This is a genomic window from Labrys sp. HAY1-8F (genome assembly GCF_056754975.1).
This window is the reverse complement of sequence record NZ_JBPGWZ010000002.1, coordinates 1100609-1122798: the sequence shown is the minus strand read 5'-3', so window position 1 is coordinate 1122798 and position 22190 is coordinate 1100609. Positions and strand designations below refer to the sequence as shown.

The following is a 22190-nucleotide window of genomic DNA, read 5'->3' as shown; positions in this document are numbered from 1 at the left end:
CATGCGATTTTCCCATTTCTTCGTCGACCGGCCGATCTTTGCATCGGTCTTGGCGGTCGTGATCACGCTCGTCGGCACCATCGCCTTTCTAGGCCTGCCGGTGGCGCAATATCCCGAGATCGCGCCGCCCACCATCGTGGTGCGCGCCAGTTATCCGGGCGCCAATGCCCAGACCGTCGCCGCTACGGTGGCCACGCCTTTGGAGCAGCAGATCAACGGCGTCGAGAACATGCTCTATATGTCCTCCTACGCCTCCAATGACGGCTCGATGTCGCTAACCATCACCTTCAAGCTCGGTACCGACCTCGATACTGCGCAGGTGCTGGTGCAGAATCGCGTCGCGATCGCCACGCCGCGCCTGCCGGATGATGTCAGGCGCCTCGGTGTCACCACGCTGAAATCCTCGCCCGATCTGATGATGGTCATCCATATGTTTTCGCCGGATGACCGTTACGATCAGCTCTATGTCTCCAACTACGCCCGCAACAACGTGCGTGACGACCTGCTTCGTCTCGACGGCGTCGGCGACCTCACCATCTTCGGCGAGCGCCAATACAGCCTGCGCGTCTGGCTCGATCCGGACAAACTCGCCAGCTACGGCCTGACCTCGTCCGATGTGGTGACGGCGATCCAGGCCCAGAACGTCCAGGTTTCCAGCGGCGCCATCGGCCAGGAGCCGACAAGTTCGGGCGGCGCCTTCCAGGTCACCATCAACACCCAGGGGCGCTTCCAGGATGTCGCCCAATTCCGGCGCGTGATCGTGCGCTCGACCCCGGACGGGCAACTCATCCGGGTCCAGGACGTGGCGCGCGTGGAACTCGGCGCCCAGGATTACGTCACCAATTCCTACCTCAATGGCAAGCCGGCGGTGGCGCTGGCGATCTTCCAACGCCCGAATACCAACGCGCTGGAGGCCGCCGACGAGATCATCAAGAAGATGGAGGAGCTCAAGCAGTCCTTCCCGCCGGGCGTCGCCTATTCCATCGTCTACAATCCCACCCAGTTCATCGCGGAGTCGGTCAACGCCGTCTATCACACCCTCGGCGAGGCCGTGGTGCTGGTGGTGGTGGTGATCATCATCTTCCTGCAAAGCTGGCGCACGGCGCTCATCCCGGTGATCGCCATCCCGATCTCGCTGATCGGCACCTGCGCGATCATGGCCATCTTCGGCTTCTCGCTCAACACGCTGACCTTGTTCGGCATGGTGCTGGCGATCGGTATCGTGGTCGATGACGCCATCGTCGTGGTGGAGAATGTCGAGCGCAATATCAGTCTGGGCATGTCCCCACGCGATGCGGCGCATGAGACCATGGACGAGGTCGGCACGGCGGTGATCGCCATCGCCCTGGTGCTCGGCGCGGTGTTCATTCCCACCGCCTTCATTCCCGGCATATCAGGCCAGTTCTACCGGCAGTTCGCACTGACGATCGCGGTCTCGACCTTCATTTCCGCCTTTGTCTCGCTTACTTTGTCGCCGGCGCTTGCGGCCATCCTGCTCAAGCCGCACAGCCACGAACCGCCGCGCAATCCGCTGACACGGCTCGGCAAGAGCCTGGCCGGCGGTTTCAACCGGAGCTTCGATGGTCTGTCAAACGGTTACGCCTCCAGCGTCAATCGCGTGGTCCGGCGCAAGATCATCATGCTGCCGCTCTATGCAGGATTGCTGGCCGGTACGGTCTGGGCGGTGCAGAAGGTGCCACAGGGCTTCATTCCGACGCTCGACCAGGGCTATGCCATCGTGGTGGTGCAGCTACCGGACGGTGCCGCGCTTTCGCGCACCGACGCCGTCACCCGGCGGGTCTCCGAAATTGCGCGGGCAACGCCCGGTGCGCAGGATGCCGTGGCCTTTGCCGGCTTTTCCGGTGCGACCTTCACCAACGCCACCAATTCGGCCGCGATCTTCGTGCCGTTCAAGCCTTTCGAGGAGCGCCTGAAGGAAGGATTGACCGCGGACAAGATCATCAAGGATCTGTTCGGCCGCATGCAGGTGATCGAGGAAGCCTTCATCATTGCCATCCCGCCGCCCCCGGTGCGCGGCATCGGCAATGCCGGTGGTTTCAAGCTGCAGGTGCAGGAGAGGCTCGGCTCGGATATCCAGCGTATCCTCGCTTCGACCTACGAGATGATGGGCAAGGCGCGCCAGAATCCGAAGCTTTCCGGCGTGTTCACCACTTTCTCGGCCAATTCGCCGCAGCTCTTCCTTAACATAGACAGGCAGAAAGCCGAGATCCTGAACGTCCCGATTACCAACATCTTCGACACGCTGCAGCAGAATCTCGGCACAGCTTATGTCAATGATTTCAATGCGTTCGGGCGCGTCTACCAGGTGCAGGCCCAGGCCGATCAGCGCTTCCGCAACGATCCTGAACAGATCGGCGGCCTGCGCGTACGCTCGGCCTCCGGAGCCCTGGTACCGCTCGGTACGCTGGTGGAAGTGAAGGAGGTCTCAGGCCCACAGCTGATCCAGCGCTACAACATGTATCCGTCCGTGCCGCTGCAGGGCAATGCCGGCCCAGGCGTCTCCACCGCCCAGGCCCTGGACGAGATGGAGGCTCTGGCAAAGGCGACCTTGCCGCAGGGCACCAGTTTCCAGTGGACGGAACTGGCCTTCCAGGAACGTGCGACGGGCAACACCGCGATCTTCATCTTCGCCCTGTCGGTGCTCTTCGTCTTCCTGGTGCTGGCCGCCCAGTATGAGAGCTGGTCGCTGCCGCTCGCCATCATCCTGATCGTGCCGATGGCGGTGCTCTCCGCCCTGCTCGGGGTGATGGCGCGTGGCATGGACAACAACATCCTCACCCAGATCGGCCTGATCGTGCTGGTCGGTCTTGCGGCCAAGAACGCCATCCTGATCGTGGAGTTCGCACGGGAGGCCGAGGCACGGGAAGGCAAGACGCCGATCGAAGCGGTGGTGGAGGCTTGCCGCCTGCGCCTGCGCCCGATCCTGATGACGGCCTTCGCCTTCATCCTGGGTGTGGTACCGCTCCTGATCGCCACCGGTCCCGGCGCCGAAATGCGCCAGGCGCTGGGCACCGCCGTGTTCTTCGGCATGCTGGGGGTGACCTTCTTCGGCCTGTTCCTGACGCCGGTGTTCTATGTCGCACTGCGCATGCTTGCCCCGGGCAAGAAGCGCAAGGAAGTCAAGCCGGCAGAGGCGGCGCCAGCAGCCGAGTAGGGGCGAACGGTCGCTTCACCCAAGTACAAAGGGCTTCTCCATCGTGTTGGAGAAGCCCTTTTCATTGGTGCCCATATCCTTGCAGGAAACGCAGGGGCTGGGACCGCGGACATCCCGTCCGCTCTTGGAAACGCCATGCTGGAGGATGGGAAGAAGCGGACGAGACGTCCGCGGTCCCAGCCGGGTGCCACGCAGATTGTTCTGCGCAACAAAAAGGGCTTCTCCGATGCCGGAGAAGCCCTTTTCCGTCTGAAGAACCAGCAATGGCGACAATCTTCACCGAAGATTGTCGCTGAGATGCCGGTGATCCCGGCAGGGATCAGTTGTCGAGGAAGCTCCTGAGCTTGCGCGACCGGCTCGGATGCTTGAGCTTGCGCAGAGCCTTGGCTTCGATCTGGCGGATACGTTCGCGCGTCACCGAGAACTGCTGGCCGACTTCTTCCAGCGTGTGGTCGGTGTTCATGCCGATGCCGAAGCGCATGCGCAGCACGCGTTCCTCACGGGCGGTCAGCGAAGCCAGCACGCGCGTCGTCGTTTCGCGCAGGTTGGACTGGATGGCCGCGTCGATCGGCAGGATGGCGTTCTTGTCCTCGATGAAATCGCCGAGATGTGAATCCTCCTCGTCGCCGATCGGAGTTTCCAGCGAGATCGGCTCCTTGGCGATCTTGAGCACCTTGCGCACCTTTTCGAGCGGCATGGCGAGCTTCTCGGCCAGTTCCTCCGGCGTCGGTTCGCGGCCGATCTCGTGCAGCATCTGCCGGCTCGTGCGCACGATCTTGTTGATCGTCTCGATCATGTGCACGGGGATGCGGATGGTGCGGGCCTGGTCGGCGATCGAGCGGGTGATCGCCTGCCGGATCCACCAGGTGGCATAGGTCGAGAACTTGTAACCGCGACGGTACTCGAACTTGTCGACCGCCTTCATCAAGCCGATATTGCCTTCCTGGATCAGATCGAGGAACTGCAGGCCGCGATTGGTGTATTTCTTGGCGATGGAGATGACGAGGCGCAGATTGGCCTCCACCATTTCCTTTTTCGCCTGGCGGGCTTCGCGCTCGCCCTTCTGCACCATATGCACGATCTTGCGGAACTCGGTGATCTCGAGGCCGGTCTCGGTGGCGAGGTTATGGATATCCTCGCGCATCGTCTTGATGGTCTCGAGCTCGTGGGCCACGAACTCCCGCCAGCCCTTCGAACCGAGCTTGGAGACGCGCAGGATCCATTTGGGATCAAGCTCCGAGCCCTGATAGGTCTTGAGGAAGTCCGTCCGATCGACGCGATAGCTCTCGGCCAGGCGCATCAGGCGGCCTTCATAGCTGATCAGGCGCTTGTTGATGTCGTAGAGCTGCTCGACCAGGGCATCGATACGGGCCTGGTTGAGGGAGAGGCTCTTGACGTTGACGACGATCTCTTCCTTCAGCTTCTTGTATTTGCGGTCCTGCGACGGCGAGAGCGAGCGGTTCTGCAACCGGCTCTCGACATTCACGTCCTGCAGGCGACGCAGCTTCTTGTAGTCGTCGGCGATGCGATCGAAGGTCTCGAGCACCTTGGGCTTGAGCTCGGCTTCCATGGCCGAGAGCGACACGTTGTTCTCCATGTCGTCTTCGTCCATGTCGCTGTCCATCGGCGGCAAGGCGTCGTCGTCCATCTGCTGCTGCTCGGCCTCGCCGGCCTCAGCCTCGCCTTCACCCGCCACTGCCGGCGGATTCTTGCCGTCGGGGCCGGCATAGGTCGCTTCGAGGTCGATGATGTCGCGCAAGAGAATCTTGCCGTCATTGAGCTCGTCGCGCCAGATGATGATGGCCTGGAAGGTGAGGGGGCTTTCGCAAAGCCCCGCGATCATCGCCTCGCGGCCGGCCTCGATGCGCTTGGCGATGGCGATTTCGCCCTCGCGCGACAGCAGCTCCACCGTTCCCATCTCGCGCAGATACATGCGCACGGGATCGTCGGTGCGGTCCGTCGGCTCCTTGGCCGTGGTGGTGGAAGCGATCGCGCGCGAAGAGGTGGTGGCTTCGACGAGGTCGCCGCCTTCGGCTTCCTCCTCCTCGCCCTGAGCAGCCTCCTCGGGCTCCTCGTTCTCTTCGTTCTCGACGACATTGATCCCCATCTCGGAGAACATGGCGAGCACGTCCTCGATCTGATCGCCATCGACCTGATCGGAAGGCAGGACGTTGTTGATCTCTTCATGCGTGACGTAGCCACGCTTCTTGGCGCGCTTGATCAAGGCGCGAACCGCGGCATCCGAGAGGTCGAGCAAGGGGCTGTCCTGGCTCGGCGCTTCGGTGTCCGGCGTTTCTTCCTTGTCAGCTTCCTTTTTCGCCATCGTTGCTTTCCCTCACTCGCTCAAGCAGGATTTCGCAGCTCGCCCCGCCGGGTAGAGCTCGGAAATCCCGCACAACGTTCCACCAGGACCAGCCTGGCCACTACCAATTCCCCCGGGCCACAGATTTCGGCCCGTAAGCACTGGCGCATCCGCACACCCTGTGCGACACCCGATATGGAAATCTTCAGATTCGCCGGAAGGCGCCTCCGAATAATTCCAAACAACTTCAAGGCCTTGGCGCAGGATCCTGGTCTCGAGCCTAAACTCCAGTCCCAAACCCTGGCCTGGCGAGGGGTTCCCGCCACAGGCACCCCGTTTGCCAACACCAAAAAGGGCAGCATCCGGTATCCGGAGCCACCCGACTTGTCACAGCCTTGCTCCAGAGCCCTGGGAAGACCTTCCGTTCAACCTCGCAACGCCTTGCGGCGACTGGTAGAATCGAAATTCCAGTTCCAGGAACTGGTGCTATCACTACCCGGGTAAAGGCTAATCCGCCGTTAACCCTGATGGTTCCTACACAGCCCGCGAAGTCCGCCCGGAGGAAGCTCCAAACCCTTCGATCACTGCCTCGGTTCCTTCCATCGCGGCGATTTGTGCCTTGATATCAGTGAGCCGAGCCCAATTCTCTTCAGTGAAGTCCCGATCCAAAGCCGCCTCAGCGTGCTTAAGCTCCTTATGTAGCGCGCGATTCTTATGATGCAAGGCCACTGTGTGCAGGAAACCGTCCCGAACGTCAGGAAATGCGGCGTCCCGTCGCACCCAAAAATGCCCCGGAACGGTCAGAGCGGCGGTATGCACCAGCAAACGCTCGAATCCAAGTGTCTTGAGTTCGGCTTCGATCTCAACTGATTCGCGCAAGCCGTGCGCCACGCAGTCAATCAACGCCTTGCGCAACCGGCCTGCTTCGACATTGTCGAATTCGAGCCCGGCCAGCAACTCGCAATGGGCGTCGAGCAAATGCGGATGTGCCACCAGAGCCGCCAATATCAAGGCCTCACGGGTTGGTATGGTGCCATGACCGCCGCGCATATGTGCACTTTCCCGAACGGCGGGTGTCACCACATGGGCAGTCTGGGCCGTTTCGCGCCGGCCGCCGCCCTGGCGCCAGGCCCGTTGCTGGCCACCGCCGAAGCCGGACTGGGTGGCCCGGGCGGGGGCAAAGAAACTGCGCAGGCGGTTGTCCATTTCCGCGCGATAATGCTTGCGTACTGTCTCGTCGCGGATCGGCGCCAGCGTATCCATCAATTTGCGTTCGAGCGCGGCCCGCCGCTCCGGCGTGGAAAAGTCACCGCTTTGCGTTTCCCGCTCCCAGAGGATGTCGGACAGCGGCAGGGCGCCTTGCAGGACTTCCGAAACGGCGGTCGCACCGGAACCGCGCACCAGTTCGTCCGGATCCTGGCCGCTTGGCAGAAGCGCGAATTTCAGCGTCTTGCCGGGCGCGATCTGCGGGAGGGCGACGTCGACGGCGCGATAGGCGGCGCGCCGCCCGGCCTTGTCACCGTCGAAGCACAGCACCGGTTCCTCGCTCATGCGCCAGAGCAGGTTCAGCTGATCCTCAGTCAAGGCCGTGCCGAGCGGCGCGACCGTGTGACCGAACCCCGCCACGCTCATCATGATGACGTCGACATAGCCCTCCACCGCGATGACGCCACCCTTCTCATGGGCAGCCTTGCGGGCGCGGTGATGGTTGTAGAGGCAGGCGCCCTTGTGGAAGAGCGAGGTTTCGGGCGAGTTGAGATATTTGGCGGACGCTTCCTTATCCATGGCGCGGCCGCCGAAAGCGATCACCTTGCCGCGCGCATCATGGATGGGGAACATGATGCGGTCGCGGAAGCGATCATAGGGGACCTGGATGTCCTCGCCATGGATGAGCAGGCCCGCTTCGATCATGGCGTCGCGGTCGACACCCTTGCCGGCGAGATGGTCGCGCAGGGCGAATTTCTCATTTGCCGAATAGCCGATGCCGAACTCGGCCTGGATCGCCGGCGTCAGGCCGCGATCGGCGAGATAGCCGCGTGCCGCCGCACCTTCGCGCGCCTGCAGGCGCGACTGGAAGAAGGCGGCGGCGAGTTCCATCACCTCGTGCAGCGAGGCACGCTGCTCCTCGCGCCGGACATCCTCCACCGTCATCTTGGGCAGGGCGACGCCCGCATCGTTGGCGCAACGCTCCACGGCTTCGGGAAAGGAGATGCCTTCGACCTCGCTCAGGAAGCGGAAGATGTCGCCATGCTTGCCCGAAGAGAAGCAGTGATAGAAGCCCTTCTGGTCATTGACATAGAAGGAGGGCGTCTTCTCGGCATTGAAAGGGGAAAGACCGCGCCATTCCCGCCCCTGTTTCTTGAGCTTAACGCGCCTGCCCACTACCTCTGACACAGGTAGCCGGGCGCGGATTTCGTCGAGCAGGGAAGGCGGATATTTCATGGGCTCTTATGTGAGGACGCAGGCCGCAGGCGCAAGAGCGTCACTCTAGCACGGAAGGGATGAGTCGAATCTTTCCCCGCTGTTCTCAGGGCGGGCCTTCCGTCCGTGCCTTAGGAGGCAGATTGGCGGCTTGCCGACATGCGGACATGAAAACGCCCGCTCTCGATGATTGCTTGTGATCGTCACGCGCAGGGAGGAACCGTTGGCCGAGATCATGGGACTGGTCGACCTTATCGGCGCCATCGCGCGGATCATGGGCGCCATAGTCTTTCTCGTGGTGCTGGTTGGCGGCGGTATCTCCTTCATTCGGGATCGCCCCGGCTGCCGCCATCCCGCGGATTTCCTTTGGCCCTGATCCCAAGCATGCAGTGGAGCGCATGAAAAAGGCCCGGTACAAGCCGGGCCTTCCTTGATATGATGATCGCAGCGACGGATCAGAAGGTGCGCTTGATGCGCACGCCGCCGGTCCAGAAGTCGGACTTGGCATCTGTGACGCGGGAAACGGCGTTGGCGCCGGTACCGGTGGTCCAAACGGTGTTGTCGATGTCCTGATGGGTGTAGGTGAGTTCACCCGTGACCGTGAGGCCCTTGACGATGGTGTAGGTCAGGTTGCCCGTCAGCGAATATTCTTTCACGCCGAGATCACCGCCGAGAGCGCTGAACTTGTCATAGGTCGTATCGATGTAGCCGCCGACGAGGTTGAAGCCCCATTGCGGCGTGAAATTGCCGCCGAGTTCCGCGGTCACCGACCAGCCCTTGCCGCCATCGAAGCCACCATTCGAATTGATGAAATAATCCTGGCCCTTGAGCTTGGTCGAGGAGATGCCGAGATAATCCAGCGCGCCGTCGGCATACTGGCCTTCGATCACGAGGTGGCCCTTGTCGAGGGCAGGGATATTAAGCAGTAAGCTGGCGCCAACCGCGTAGCCCCACTTGTTCTCGCGCGGGATATAATTGGCATTCGTGGGCAGGACCGGCACGCCATTCGCGTCGAGCGCCGTCGCCGAACGATACTGATGCGCGGCAGCCTGGACGGCGATTGAACCCCAATCCTGCTTGAAACGAACCTGGCCGACCACGTCGGGGGCCTGTTGGCCGCCCTGCATGGCCCGGAAAGCGTTCTGACGATGGTCGCGGCCATCTTCGACCGACAGCGTTGCCGAGAAGCCGCCGCCGAAATCGGCCGTGTAGGCCAGCAGGTTCACGACGTTCGATTGGGCGTAATAGGCGCCCCAAAGCGTGTTGCCGTACTCGAAGTCATAGAAGCCGAAGTAGGAATGGGCGAAGCCTGCTGTCAAGCCACCGAACTGCAGATAGGCGTATTTGATCGAGAAGGTATTGCCGGACGTGTCGCTGTTAACGTTCCAGTTGCTCGGGATCGGACGGCTGTTCGCACGGAGCTGGAAGAAGGAGCGGAGCAGGCCATACTCGGTCTGCGTGCGAGCATCGAAGGAGATGCGAGCCTCGGTGTTGAAGGCGCTGCTGTGGTTGTTGCGGGTCTGCTTGTAACCATCCGCCGCCGTACGGCTATCGCCGCTCTGATTGTAGCCGCGATAATCGGCACGGATTTCGCCGCCGATCTTGAGGCAGGTGTCGGAGCCGGGAATGTAGAAGAAGCCGGGGCCGAAGGCCGAGCAGACCTTCACATATTCGACGGCTTCCCCCTTGGTCATGGGAAGGTCGGCGGCCTGGGCGGTGGCAAGGGCGGCGAAACCAGCCGCGGCGCCGAGGAGGAGAGATTTCATCGTCATCTGAAGGCTCACTGAGCAAATTGAGTTGGGTACTTCGGGCTGGCTCGTCTCAAGCCGGGCACAGGCTTTCGCCCAAAAAGGGCGTTTGGAGCCGGATGCTCGTGAAACGAGAGCCGAAGTGTCTTTGCGAAATCCCGAGGAAATTCACAACAACGTTTGCAACAGACAACTGATATGACGTTTTAATAACTGAATAGTGTCTCCAAAAAGCCACATTATGTTTTGTGACAGTTTGATGAAACTAAAGATATGTTTTGTTAAAACTGTATATCACTGAAGATAAACTGATTATTATTACGGTTTGGGGTAAATGCTCAGGCATCGCAAGGAAAATCCCCCATGTTTTCGACCGATTTGTTCTAGAAATGGAACAGCCTTCGCCGCGAAATCAGGGCGCAATTGCAGATGGATATTCGCGCGTTATCTGCGTTTTTACGTGATTACGCTCAGAAGTTGAATTTGATTGCGGGGCGTAAACGGTCGGTGCCGCGGAGGCGTTCACTCCACGGTTTCGGCGGCGACCTGTCTGAAGACGTCCCGCAGCCAGGCAAGCAGGCGGTCATGCTTGCGGGATGCGTGCCAGACCATGGTGACGGGCAAGGCCGTCGGCCGAATCGGAGGCTCCAGGAGGATGAGCCCGAAGGCCGGAGCGAACTGGCGTGCGAAGGCACGAGACAGCATGGTCACCATGTCGGTGCGGGCTACGGCCATCAGCGCCGAGGTGAAATGCGGCGTTGTCAGGCCGATGCGCCTTTCCAGCCCGGCCGCGGCCAGCACCGCATCCGCCTCGGTGCTGCCGTCGCCGAAGACGGACACGGTGACATGAGTGAGGGCGGCATAGGCGCCGAGGCTGAGCGGTCCGTTCCGGGCGGCTGGATGATCGCGCCGCATGATCAGCGCGAGGCGATCGTCCATCAGCATCTCGCTATGGGTTCCGGCCGCGAGCGGGTAGTTGGCCAGAGCGAAGGTCAGGTCGACATCACCGCTCTGGAGACGGCGGGCGATGTCCGTTCCGATCGGCATGGCGCGCAGATCGACATGCGGCGCTTCTTCGAGCAGACGGGCCATCATGCCGGGAAAGAGCAGGGTGGTCAGCGAATCGACGGCCGCGATCCGTAGCGTGCGGCGCTCGGTCGAGGGATCGAAGAGCGGTTCGGCAACGAGGGCGCGGATATCGGCCAGGATCTCCTGCACTTGCGGCACCAGCGCCTCGGCGCGCGCCGTCAGCACCATGCCGGCTCCCGAGCGCAGCATCAGTTCATCGCCGAACAGATGGCGCAGACGATCGAGTGCCCGGCTCATTGCAGGCTGGCTGAGGCCGATCTCGCGTGCCGCGCGGCTGACGCTACGCTGGGCGAGCAGGGCGCCGAGCGCCGTCAGCAGGTTGAGATCGATCGATTTCAAATGCACGTCGCGCATATAGTAAATATAAACCATGCATTGGAGTTATGATAGGGCACTTGCTAGCGTCTCCTCATCAAGGAGGACGCACCATGTCTGCCAAAATCATGATCCTGGGTTACGGCCCCATCGGCCGCGCCATCGCACAGCAGCTTTCGGAGGCCGGCCGCGAGGCGCTGGTCGCTCAGCGGCGGGAACCAGCCAATCTGCCGTCCGGCGTGCATTTCCATGCCTGCGATGCTCTTGATCGGGCCAGCCTGACGGCCGCGCTGCACGGGCACGACGTGCTGATCTGCACCATCGGGCTCGCCTATGACGCGGCCGTCTGGGAGAGGGACTGGCCCCGCCTGATGGCCAATATGCTAGCGGCTTGCGAGGCGAACGGGGCACGTCTGGTTTTTGTCGACGACCTTTACATGCACGGCCCCCAGCCCGGGCCACTCGATGAGAACACGCCCCTCGATGCGCCCGGTCGCAAGGGCAGAGTGCGCGCCGCTATCACCCAGCAATGGCAGGCTGCCGGCACGGTGACGGCCACAGCCTTGAGGGTGACGGATTTCTACGGTCCCGGCGTGACGCTTTCGGTGCTTGGCCAAGAGGCCATCGGCCGTCTTGCCGCCGGCCGCTCCGCCCAACTCGGCATCGCCGCCGACGAGCCGCATGCTTTTGCCTATGCACCGGATGTCGCTGCGGCCGCGATCCTGCTCGCCGATGCTTCGGACGAGGCCTATGGCCGGGCCTGGATGATGCCCTGTGCGGCGGCGCGCACGCCACGCGAGATCATCGGCATGGCCGCTACGGCGCTCGGCGTAAAACCTCGCCTGCAGGCGCTCCCCGGCTGGCTGCAGAGGTTGATGGGGGCGTTCGTGCCTTTTCTACGGGAGTGGACCGAGACGGCCTATCAGCACGACCGCCCCTTTCTGGTCGATGGCGGCAGTTTCGAGCGTTCTTTCGGCTTCAGGCCGATGCCGCTCGAGCAGGGGATTTCGGCCACTGCGGCCAGCTTTCTCAAATCCTGAGAATCACTGCCCGACGATGGCTTCACCCAAACGCAGAGGAGTCTGCAGCAGCGTGCCGGCCGTATTGACGACGAACAGACCGGTGCGCGAGATCGGATTGCCGCGGGCGGCCGCCGCGTCGCTCTTGGCCATCTGGCTGAGGGAGGGCAGCAGGCCGACGAACTTGCTGTGATTCATCGAATCCAGGCTCTGGGCATCCGACATGTCGATCACCCGCAGGCCGTAATGGGCGATGGCCTGCTGGGCCTCCTTGTTGTCGATCAGAACATTGCCGACGCGCGGCACATCCCCTGCCAGTCGCTGCGAGAAGCCGAGTGCCCTGTCGTCGCGTGAGATCCCGACCGTGATAGGCTGGTTCAGCTTACCGATGGTGTCGAGTTGGGTGCGGAAGACGTCGATGTCGATGTCCGGCGACATCAGGAAGACTTCGCCGAGCTTGGGAATGAAGGCCGAGTTGCCACGGATCTTGGACTGGCGGAGGGTCTCCACCGCCAGCCAATTACCCATGGAATGCGCGATGATGTGGATGCGTCGCACACCCGGCGTGCGGGCGAGGCCGTTGAGGGTGGCTTCAAGATAGTCGCGCGAATAGGTGGTGCTCTCGCGATCGGCGACATAGCCGGTCAAGGTGCCGAGCGAGGGCCAGGCGAAGGCTACGACCGCTCCCGGAAAGCCGCTGTCCTTCTCGAGCTGGGCAACCCGATAGACGGCTTCCTGGTAGTTGGTGTTGTAGCCATGCACGAAGACGATGACCTCGCCACTGCCCTTGGTGTCCTTTGCCACGGCTGCGTCGAAACGCGCCTGGTCCAGGGCCGTCGAACCGGTAACGACGAAGTTCACGGCAGGATTGCCGGGAGGCTTCTTCGGCCATTCGATATTGCCGACGACATGGTTGGGCGGCACCGAAATCGTATAGGCCTCATAACTCACGCCGAAATTGCGCTTGGTCGTGAAGTCGTTCTTGTCGGTGGCGGAGCGCTGACGCGTGGTGGCGACCAATATGTTGACCGGCGTACCGATACCCGGCGATGCCGAGACCGGATGCAGCATCAGCGCACCGGGCCGGTCGGCGCAGGACGCCAAGCCGGCCACGGCGAGCAGGACCACCGAAAACCGAACCAGGAAGCGTGGGAAGGGCGCCATGCCGGCCTCATTGTTGCACGGCCGGCAATCTAGCGGGCGCGTCGGTCTCGGAAAAGCCTGGAATTTAGACGTCCTTAACCGCCGAGCGCTTCCTTGACCAGCGGGCTGGTCTTGCCGAAATCCATCTTGCCGGCGAAACGCTCCTTCAGCGCGGCCATGACCTTGCCCATGTCCTTGACGCCGGCGGCTCCGATTTCGGTCACCACGGCGGCGATGGCGGCCTTGGTCTCGGCCACGTCCATCTGCCTGGGCAGGAAGGAGGAGAGGGTTTCGATCTCGGCCTTGCTGGCTGCGGCCATTTCCTCGCGGCCTGCCTTGACGGCGGTCTCCAGCGTCTCCTGGGCCTGCTTGATCATCTTCTGCAGCATGGACAGGATCTCGCTTTCCGGGATCTTGCCGTCATGCTCGCCGCCGCGGGCGGCGATGTCGCGGTCCTTCAACCCGGCCTGGATCATGCGCACGACCGACAGGCGGGCCTTGTCGCCGCCCTTCATGGCGTCCTTGACGGCGGTGGTGAAATCGTCGCGCAGAGACATGGTGCCCTACCTTTCCTGGAATCAAAATTGTTCACCGAGCGGCACGCAGCAGCGAAATATTTGGTAGCTCCGTCTCAAATCATTGAATTTGCTTACGATTTTGAGCGTCACCAAGGGTTGACGGCAAGCCGTCCGCCCCCTACTTTCCGCCGCGCCTGCCGGGCGGAGCCAAATGTGCCGCCGCCATTCATCCGGCACTTAAGATGAAAATGACCGTCACACAAGCGAGCGCGAAGGACAGAGACATGGAAAATGGCTGGGCGGAACCCAAGGCGACCGCGCTCCTGGTCCTCGCAGACGGCACCGTGATCGAAGGCATCGGGCTCGGCGCCGTGACGAAGGCGGCGGGCGAACTGTGCTTCAACACCGCGATGACGGGCTATGAGGAAATCCTCACCGACCCTTCCTATGCCGGCCAGATCATCACCTTCACTTTTCCCCATATCGGCAATGTCGGTGTCAATGACGAGGACATCGAGACGGTCAACATGGCCTCTTCCTCCGGGGTGAGGGGCGTGGTGCTGCATGCGCCGATCACCGAGCCGGCCAATTACCGTGCCAGCCGCCATCTCGATGCCTGGCTCAAGGCTCGTAACATCGCCGGGATTGCCGGCATCGATACCAGGGCGCTGACGGCACGCATCCGCGAGGGCGGCATGCCCAATGCGGTGCTCGCCTTCGATCCCAACGGCAATTTCGACGTCGAGGCTCTGAAGCGCGAGGCCGCCGGCCTTCCTTCGATGGACGGCCTCGATCTGGTGCCCCCGGTCACGACCGCGCAGCGCTTCGACTGGGACCAGACCACCTGGGAATGGTCGCAGGGCTTTGGCAAGCAGGAGGCGCCGCAATACAAGGTGGTCGCCATCGATTACGGCGTGAAGCGCAACATCCTGCGCCTGCTGGCCGCGGCCGGCTGCGCCGTCACCGTGGTGCCCGCCACCACACCGGCCGAGGAGATCATCGCGCTTGAACCCGATGGCATTTTCCTCTCCAACGGCCCCGGCGATCCTGCGGCGACCGGCCAATATGCCGTGCCGGCGATCAAGGCGCTGCTCGAAAAAGATATCCCGATCTTCGGCATCTGCCTCGGCCACCAGATGCTCGGCCTCGCTCTTGGCGCCCGTACGGCCAAGATGAAGCAGGGCCATCACGGCGCCAATCATCCGGTCAAGGATTTCACCACCGGCAAGGTCGAGATCGTCTCGATGAACCATGGTTTCGCGCTGGATCGCGACAGCCTGCCGGCTGGCGTGGTCGAAACCCATGCCTCGCTGTTCGACGGTTCCAATTGTGGTATCGCGGTCACCGGCAAGCCGGTCTTCTCTGTGCAGCATCATCCCGAGGCCTCGCCCGGCCCACAGGATAGTCACTACCTCTTTAAGCGGTTTGTCGAAAACATGGCGTCTCGCCATGGTGTTGCCGCAGTTGCGCAACACAACGCCTGATCGAAAACGGAGCAGTGTGCATGCGAGCAAGCGTCGCCTGTCTCTTCCTGACTGTTTTCTGCGGCACCGCGGTGGCGCAAACGGCAGATGGACCGCTGGTCCCCCTGCCGGACTACTTTCAGAAGAGCATCGCCGCGGCGAACGCCAAGCCGTTGCCGCCCCTCAAGCCCAAGCCCAATCAAATGCGGGCCATCCGGGCTTCGACCGGGCTGGAAGGCCTGCCGGACCTGATCGTCCATGGCGGCGTGCCCACCCCACCGGAGCGGCCCCGCGGCAATGACTCTCCCGTGGTGTCCGCCTATGCCGCCGATACACCCTTGCCGCCTGCGCGCCCCGATACAGATATCGACGTGGCCGGGCCAGAGCCCGATGGGGCGCCGGCGCAAGCCAACGCCGCATCGAATGCCAAGCCCGACGGTGGCTTGCCACCCGGAACCTTGTCACATGCCTTCGTGCCGCTGCCCGTGCGCCGGCCCGGTGGCATTGATGACCGCATGACCACCAATCCTGGCCTCAATGCACCGCCGCCGGAAACCAAGGTCGCCATGCTGGGTGCCTTGCCGGGCGCGGGCATTGCGATCAACAATCTGGCGCGTGCGGTCCCCGAGGCCGCCATCGTCAAGGGGGCTTGCAGCGTGGGGCAGCCCTATCGCCTGATGGCGTTGGGGCCGGGCAGCCGCACCACGCTGGTGCCGGCCGCGACCGTCGACTACGCCATGGTCAACGGGCTGGTGCGCTGGGAGGCCGGCATGCAGGCTGCCGCCAAGCAGTATCTCGGCGAGAACGTCGTTGCCATCAAGGTGGCTGCTTCCTATGTCTGCCGGGGCATGAACAACATTCGCGGCGCCAAGCTCTCCGAGCATGCCAAGGGCAATGCCATCGACATTTCCGGCTATATTACCGCGAGCGGCAAGGAAATCACCGTCCGTCATGACTTCAAGGGCGGGGGTGCCAAGTCGGCCTTCCTGAAACAGGTGCATGGCGTGACCTGCGGCGTGTTCCAGGTCGTGCTGGGCCCCGGTTCGGATGGCTACCACGAAGACCATTTCCATATGGATCTCGGCCGCTGGAAGAGCTGCCGGTAAAACCAACCCCATTGCTGGTTCGCGCGCCGAGCCCGCTCTTGCCGGCGGGCCGGCCCTCAGCCGCGGCAGCCGGCAGTCTTCGCAATCTTCCGCGATGACGGCTCCGGTTTGGCTCGGAACAAACGCATGAACCGGGCCAGGCGCGTCGTGATTGTGGCTCTCGCCCGCCTGTGCGGCTGATTTTCTTCTCGATAAGCTCGTCGCTCCTCCATCTGTGCCACTTCGGTGCCCCGCAGCGCGGCCTGCGGTGACAGGGCAAGGCTAAGGCCTCTGGTCAGGCCGGCAGTTAGATAAGAATCAATCATGAGAGGTTACCTCCTCACCGCTTGCAAAAGCTTGGTGACATGGCAGTCATTCTCAGGAAATATTGGGTAATCGGCAAACGAGTTCAGTTTGAATATCGTGCCTCTTTCATAAGTTTTTCTTGTAGGTTGAACATATGGAAACACTGCCGTCCCTATCGGCCTTGCGCGTGTTCGCCGTGGCGGGAAAGGCGTTGAGTTTCACCCGCGCAGCCCAGATGCTGAACGTTACCCAGGCGGCGGTTTCGCATCAGATCCGGGTGCTGGAGGAGCAGCTCGGCGTCAAATTGTTCCAGCGCACCACGCGCAGCCTGCAGCTAACCGCTGCCGGACAGCAATTGCTGCCGGCAGCGGTGGCTGCCTTCGGCGAGATCGAGCGGGCGGTTGCCGGCATCAGGCGCGCGCAGAGCCTCCTCTCGATCACCACCACGCCCTCTTTCGGTGCCCGCTGGCTGGCACCACGCCTGCCACGCTTTGCCGAGCTCCATCCCGAAATCGAGATTTCGGTGCGTCATACCGAGACGCCGCTGGATATCGTGGCCGAAGGCATCGACCTTGCCATTCGGGGCGGCCTCGGCAAATGGCCGGGCCTTACGGCGGAATTGATCGGCCTATCGGTGACGCTGCCAGTGGCGGCGCCTGATTATGCCGAGCGGCTGCGCCTGTCCGAACCCGCCGACCTTGCCCGCACCAGCCTTCTGCACGATCAGGATCGCAGCGACTGGCGCGAATGGCTTGCCGTGGCTCGCCTCGATCCGGCTCTGGCACAGGCCGGGCCGGTATTCGACGACGAGAACGTGCTGATCGAGCTGGCCTTGGCCGGGCAGGGGGTCGGTCTGGTCGTCGGCAGTGTGGTTGAGGGGCTGATCCGCCAGGGGCGCCTGGTGGCGCTGTTCGACCGACAAGTCACGCTCGGCTATGGGTATTATCTCGCTTATCCAGCCGGCGCTCTGGCTCTGCCCAAGGTGGCGGCCTTTCGGCGTTTCGTGCTGTCGCAGGCGCGGTGAGGGCCGGAGCGCGGACATCCTGTCCGCCCTTCATCTCCACGAGCGCAGGGTTTTATTGGAAGGAAGGACGGACAGGATGTCCGCGCTCCAAAGCAGCTTATCGGCATCTCAACGCCTTGATCGGCTGGCCGGGCTTCCATTCGATGTCATTGCCGCTCCAGAAACGCCCCTGCTTGTCCGAAGCATAGAGAGCATTGCTTTCGAGCTCGCAGGTGAAGGCCAGGGAGGTGAGCGAGATCTCACCGACGGCATGATAATCCTCGCCGCTCGCCTCGATTCGCAGAACGTCACGATTGCCGCCGATACCGCTCGCATCGAGGCGGAAGCGTCCTTGCGTATCCGTGGTGGTAAGCATGCTGTGGCTTGGCAGGTGTGAGGAGGTCGCGCGAATGCGGATATTCGGAACGGGCTTGCCTTGGTCGAGCAACCGGCCCGTTGCGCCGAAGCCTGCGAGTGCCCCGGCCTGGCCTGGAACGGGGGCCTCGGTGAGACGACAGGCGCTCAGAACGAGGCAACTGGCGAGGATGGCGAGGCGTAGGCTGATCATGGGCGTTTTCCACGGCCAAATGGGCAGATCCCGCGGAGATGGCCGACCATGATGGCACGATTAGGCCATTTTCGCGGCTGACACATGCTTCCCTTGCGTTATCGTGGCCGGGCAGGTTTCATCGGTCCCGAACAGGATCTCACCGCCAGGAGGGAATGACATGGGCCTACGTTTGATTCGCGCCGTCCTGGCAGCCGGACTGATCACCACACCGGTCGCGGCTCAGGCCCAGACCAAGGACAGCTGTCGGAGCCTCCTGCAACGCGGTGGCAAGGTGATTGACACCTATGTCATGGATTTCGGGTCGGGCGACAAGCTCTATGTCCATATCGTGCGCATGCCCGGCGGCCAGACGACGAAATGCACCACGCGCAGGCCGCTTTGAGCCGCCCATCGAGCCCACAATTTCTGTTACGATCGTCACTTTCCGCTCAGGTCGGCATTCGGCCCCTTTCGCAAGACGCCAAAATGGTTTAGTCGAACCGCTCGATCCGCCGCAGCCGATCTCAATCGGCCCGAATCGTGTTCGGGCCGATTGAGATCGGCTGGTACCGTGAATATCCGGCCGTGGAGTCCCCTCCGCGGCTTTTTCATGCCGGCCCTCCTAAATCGGACGAGCGATGCCAAAACGTAGCGATATTTCCTCCATCCTGATCATCGGCGCTGGCCCAATCGTCATCGGCCAAGCCTGCGAATTCGACTATTCGGGCACGCAAGCCGTCAAGGCCCTGCGCGAGGAGGGCTATCGCGTCATCCTGGTCAATTCCAACCCGGCCACGATCATGACCGACCCGGATCTGGCGGATGCGACCTATGTCGAGCCGATCACGCCCGAGATCGTCGCCAAGATCATCGAGAAGGAGCGCCCGGACGCGCTGCTGCCGACCATGGGCGGCCAGACCGCGCTCAACACCGCGCTGAAGCTTGCCGAGATGGGCGTGCTGGAGAAATTCGGGGTCGAGATGATCGGCGCCGATGCCGACGCCATCGATAAGGCCGAGGACCGCCAGCGCTTCCGCGAGGCCATGACCAAGATCGGCCTGGAGACGCCGCGCTCGAGCCTGGCCCACAGCCTTACCGAAGCGCTGGAGGCGCTCGACCATGTCGGCCTGCCGGCGATCATCCGTCCCTCCTTCACGCTGGGCGGCACGGGTGGCGGCATCGCCTACAACAAGGCCGAGTTCATCGACATCATCGAGCGCGGCCTCGATGCTTCGCCGACCAGCCAGGTCCTGGTCGAGGAGAGTGTGCTCGGCTGGAAGGAGTTCGAGATGGAGGTCGTCCGTGACAAGGCGGACAATGCCATCATCGTCTGCTCGATCGAGAACATCGATCCGATGGGCGTGCATACCGGCGACTCCATCACTGTCGCACCGGCGCTGACGCTGACGGACAAGGAATACCAGATCATGCGCAACGCCTCGATCGCGGTGCTGCGCGAGATCGGGGTGGAGACCGGCGGCTCCAACGTGCAGTTTGCCGTCGACCCGGCTACCGGACGCCTCGTCGTCATCGAGATGAATCCGCGCGTCTCGCGCTCTTCGGCGCTGGCTTCCAAGGCCACCGGATTCCCGATCGCCAAGGTCGCCGCCAAGCTCGCCGTCGGCTATACGCTGGACGAGATCGAGAACGACATCACCGGCGGGGCGACGCCGGCCTCCTTCGAGCCGACGATCGACTATGTCGTCACCAAGATCCCGCGTTTCGCCTTCGAGAAATTTCCGGGCGCCGAGCCGATCCTTTCTACCGCGATGAAGTCGGTCGGCGAGGCGATGGCCATTGGCCGCACCTTCCAGGAGAGCTTGCAGAAGGCACTGCGCTCGCTCGAAACAGGCCTCAACGGCCTCGACGAGATCGAGATCGACGGCCTTGGCCAGGGTGACGACAAGAACGCCATCCGTGCCGCTCTCGGCAAGCCGACGCCCGATCGCCTGCTCAACATCGCCCAGGCCATGCGCCTCGGCCTGTCCGACGTCGAGATCCACGGCGTGTGCAAGGTCGATCCCTGGTTCCTGGCCCAGATCCGCGGCATCGTCGAGACCGAGCAGAAGGTGCGCGCGATCGGCCTGCCCCAGACCCAGGGTGCCCTGCGCAGCCTCAAAGCCATGGGCTTTGCCGACCGTCGCCTCGATGCACTGGCCGGTGTTCCGGAAGGAACGGTCAAGAACCTGCGCACGGAACTTGCCGTGCATCCCGTCTTCAAGCGCATCGATACCTGCGCCGCCGAATTCGCCTCGCCCACCGCCTATATGTACTCGACCTATGCGCCGCCCTTCGCTGGCGCGCCGGCCGACGAAGCCAATCCGTCCGACGCCAAGAAGATCGTCATTCTCGGCGGCGGTCCCAACCGCATCGGCCAGGGCATCGAGTTCGACTATTGCTGCTGCCACGCCTGCTTCGCGCTTTCGGATGCGGGCTATGAAACCATCATGGTCAACTGCAATCCCGAGACGGTGTCGACCGACTACGACACCTCTGACCGTCTTTATTTCGAGCCGTTGACGGCCGAGGACGTGCTGGAGATCCTGCGCGTCGAGAAGTCCAAGGGAACCCTGCACGGCGTGATCGTGCAGTTCGGCGGCCAGACGCCGCTGAAGCTGGCGGCGGCGCTTGAGGAGGCAGGCATTCCCATCCTCGGCACCACGCCCGACGCGATCGATCTCGCCGAGGACCGCGACCGCTTCAAGCGCCTGCTCGATAAGCTCGGCCTGCGCCAACCCAAGAACGGCATCGCCTATTCGGTTGAGCAGGCGCGCCTGGTCGTCGCCGATCTCGGCCTGCCGCTGGTGGTGCGTCCCTCCTATGTACTGGGCGGACGCGCCATGGCGATTATCCGCGACGAGATTGCCTTCGACGATTACCTCCTCGGTACCCTGCCGCAGATGGTGCCGCCGGAGATCAAGACGCGCTATCCCAACGACAAGACGGGCCAGATCAACACGCTGCTGGGCAAGAACCCGCTGCTGTTCGATCGCTATCTTTCCGACGCGGTCGAGGTCGACGTCGACGTGCTCGCCGATGGCAAGGATGTCTTCGTCGCCGGCATCATGGAGCATATCGAGGAGGCGGGTATCCATTCCGGCGATTCGGCCTGTTCGCTGCCGCCGCGCTCGCTGAGTCCCGAGGTCCTGGACGAACTCGAACGCCAGTCCAAGGCCATGGCCCTGGCCCTCGATGTCGGCGGCCTGATGAATGTGCAATACGCCATCAAGGACGGCCTGATCTATGTGCTCGAGGTCAATCCGCGCGCTTCGCGCACGGTGCCCTTCGTGGCCAAGGTGATCGGCGAGCCGATCGCCAAGATCGCCTCCCGGGTCATGGCGGGCGAAAGCCTGGCTTCCTTCAACCTGAAAGCCAAGAAGCTCGACCATATCGCGGTCAAGGAAGTGGTGCATCCCTTCGCACGCTTCCCTGGTGTCGATACGGTGCTGGGCCCCGAAATGCGCTCGACCGGCGAAGTCATCGGTCTCGACCGCGACTATGCCGTCGCCTTCGCCAAGAGCCAGCTTGGAGCCGGTGTCACCGTGCCCTCCGGCGGCACGGTGTTCGTGTCGGTGAAGGAGAGCGACAAGCCGCGTATCCTCGATTCGATGCGGCTGCTCGCCGAGCTCGGCTTTTCGATCGTCGCGACCGACGGCACGCAGCAATTCCTTGCCGGCCATGGCGTCAACGCCACGCGTATCAACAAGGTCTTGGAAGGGCGTCCGCACATCGTCGATGCCATCAAGAATGGCAGCATCCAGCTGGTGTTCAACACCACGGAAGGGGCCCAGGCCCTGGCGGATTCGCGTTCGTTGCGACGTGCCGCCCTCTTGCATAAAGTTCCGTATTACACCACTCTCTTCGGAGCGGTGGCGGCTGCGCAAGGGATCAAAGCCCATAAGGGCGGGGATCTGGAAGTGCGGCCGCTGCAATCCTATTTCTGAAAGGAGGCACCCTCTCCCGTGGGGGGAGGGTACCGTAAAATTGCAAAACCGATATGTCAGCCGCGCCGGGGAAGTCCGTCCGGCGCGTATCTTTTTTGCGTTTGGAAAG

Annotated in this window: 16 protein-coding genes; 8 read left to right on the top strand and 8 right to left on the bottom strand. The window is 62.7% G+C overall.

Annotated elements, in window-relative coordinates; genetic code table 11:
* The first annotated feature begins 1 nt into the window (after window position 1).
* Window positions 2-3175, top strand: coding sequence for an efflux RND transporter permease subunit (locus ACR9ZN_RS14235; RefSeq protein WP_434957053.1), 3174 nt, complete (start codon window positions 2-4; stop codon window positions 3173-3175).
* A gap of 15 nt (window positions 3176-3190) precedes the next feature.
* On the opposite strand, the gene ACR9ZN_RS14230 is transcribed toward ACR9ZN_RS14235, so the two are convergent.
* The 3 genes from ACR9ZN_RS14230 to dnaG all read right to left on the bottom strand — a co-directional run bounded on the left by ACR9ZN_RS14230 (window position 3191) and on the right by dnaG (window position 7919).
* Window positions 3191-3439, bottom strand: coding sequence for a hypothetical protein (locus ACR9ZN_RS14230; RefSeq protein ID WP_454814488.1), 249 nt, complete (start codon window positions 3437-3439; stop codon window positions 3191-3193).
* A 55-nt stretch (window positions 3440-3494) separates the two neighbouring features.
* The gene (rpoD, locus tag ACR9ZN_RS14225; RefSeq protein ID WP_434957052.1) at window positions 3495-5498 is read right to left on the bottom strand and encodes an RNA polymerase sigma factor RpoD; all 2004 of its coding nucleotides are present in this window, start codon (window positions 5496-5498) and stop codon (window positions 3495-3497) included.
* Window positions 5499-6011: 513 nt separating this feature from the next.
* A complete protein-coding gene (gene dnaG / locus ACR9ZN_RS14220; RefSeq protein WP_454814486.1) occupies window positions 6012-7919 on the bottom strand; it encodes a DNA primase in 1908 nt (635 codons plus the stop codon).
* Between the two features lie 202 nt (window positions 7920-8121).
* On the opposite strand from dnaG, the gene ACR9ZN_RS14215 reads away from it, so the two are divergent.
* Window positions 8122-8274 carry a hypothetical protein gene (locus ACR9ZN_RS14215; protein WP_454814484.1) on the top strand — a complete coding sequence of 51 codons (153 nt, stop codon included), beginning with the start codon at window positions 8122-8124 and terminating at the stop codon, window positions 8272-8274.
* Between the two features lie 79 nt (window positions 8275-8353).
* On the opposite strand, the gene ACR9ZN_RS14210 is transcribed toward ACR9ZN_RS14215, so the two are convergent.
* Both ACR9ZN_RS14210 and ACR9ZN_RS14205 read right to left on the bottom strand, forming a co-directional pair.
* Window positions 8354-9670, bottom strand: a complete 1317-nt coding sequence (locus ACR9ZN_RS14210) for a porin (RefSeq protein WP_454814482.1) — start codon at window positions 9668-9670, stop codon at window positions 8354-8356.
* 498 nt (window positions 9671-10168) lie between these two features.
* Entirely contained in the window at window positions 10169-11107 is a 939-nt protein-coding gene (locus ACR9ZN_RS14205) for a LysR family transcriptional regulator (RefSeq protein WP_481272490.1), read from the bottom strand.
* Window positions 11108-11163: 56 nt separating this feature from the next.
* Here ACR9ZN_RS14205 and ACR9ZN_RS14200 point away from each other — a divergent pair, with 56 nt between their 5' ends.
* The gene (locus ACR9ZN_RS14200) at window positions 11164-12090 is read left to right on the top strand and encodes an NAD-dependent epimerase/dehydratase family protein (protein WP_481272489.1); all 927 of its coding nucleotides are present in this window, start codon (window positions 11164-11166) and stop codon (window positions 12088-12090) included.
* Between the two features lie 3 nt (window positions 12091-12093).
* Here the strand turns inward: ACR9ZN_RS14200 and ACR9ZN_RS14195 are convergent, their stop codons facing one another.
* Together ACR9ZN_RS14195 and ACR9ZN_RS14190 are read right to left on the bottom strand one after the other, a co-directional pair.
* The gene (locus ACR9ZN_RS14195; RefSeq protein ID WP_434957047.1) at window positions 12094-13233 is read right to left on the bottom strand and encodes an alpha/beta hydrolase; all 1140 of its coding nucleotides are present in this window, start codon (window positions 13231-13233) and stop codon (window positions 12094-12096) included.
* 74 nt (window positions 13234-13307) lie between these two features.
* Entirely contained in the window at window positions 13308-13769 is a 462-nt protein-coding gene (locus ACR9ZN_RS14190) for a GatB/YqeY domain-containing protein (RefSeq protein WP_434957046.1), read from the bottom strand.
* A 245-nt stretch (window positions 13770-14014) separates the two neighbouring features.
* Between ACR9ZN_RS14190 and carA the strand changes: the two genes are divergently transcribed.
* The 3 genes from carA (at window position 14015) to ACR9ZN_RS14175 (ending at window position 17608) form a co-directional block, all read left to right on the top strand.
* Window positions 14015-15214, top strand: a complete 1200-nt coding sequence (gene carA, locus ACR9ZN_RS14185; protein WP_454814474.1) for a glutamine-hydrolyzing carbamoyl-phosphate synthase small subunit — start codon at window positions 14015-14017, stop codon at window positions 15212-15214.
* Between the two features lie 20 nt (window positions 15215-15234).
* Entirely contained in the window at window positions 15235-16299 is a 1065-nt protein-coding gene (locus ACR9ZN_RS14180) for an extensin-like domain-containing protein (protein WP_434957044.1), read from the top strand.
* A 439-nt stretch (window positions 16300-16738) separates the two neighbouring features.
* The gene (locus ACR9ZN_RS14175; RefSeq protein ID WP_481272488.1) at window positions 16739-17608 is read left to right on the top strand and encodes a LysR substrate-binding domain-containing protein; all 870 of its coding nucleotides are present in this window, start codon (window positions 16739-16741) and stop codon (window positions 17606-17608) included.
* 97 nt (window positions 17609-17705) lie between these two features.
* Here ACR9ZN_RS14175 and ACR9ZN_RS14170 read toward each other — a convergent pair whose 3' ends face one another.
* Window positions 17706-18155 (bottom strand): transthyretin-like family protein, encoded by a 450-nt coding sequence (locus tag ACR9ZN_RS14170; protein ID WP_481272487.1) that lies wholly within the window; start codon window positions 18153-18155, stop codon window positions 17706-17708.
* A 160-nt stretch (window positions 18156-18315) separates the two neighbouring features.
* On the opposite strand from ACR9ZN_RS14170, the gene ACR9ZN_RS14165 reads away from it, so the two are divergent.
* Together ACR9ZN_RS14165 and carB are read left to right on the top strand one after the other, a co-directional pair.
* Window positions 18316-18540 (top strand): hypothetical protein, encoded by a 225-nt coding sequence (locus ACR9ZN_RS14165; RefSeq protein ID WP_481272486.1) that lies wholly within the window; start codon window positions 18316-18318, stop codon window positions 18538-18540.
* 235 nt (window positions 18541-18775) lie between these two features.
* On the top strand, window positions 18776-22081 hold the full coding sequence (gene carB / locus ACR9ZN_RS14160) for a carbamoyl-phosphate synthase large subunit (protein WP_454814468.1): 3306 nt from the start codon (window positions 18776-18778) through the stop codon (window positions 22079-22081).
* Window positions 22082-22190 lie beyond the last annotated feature (109 nt).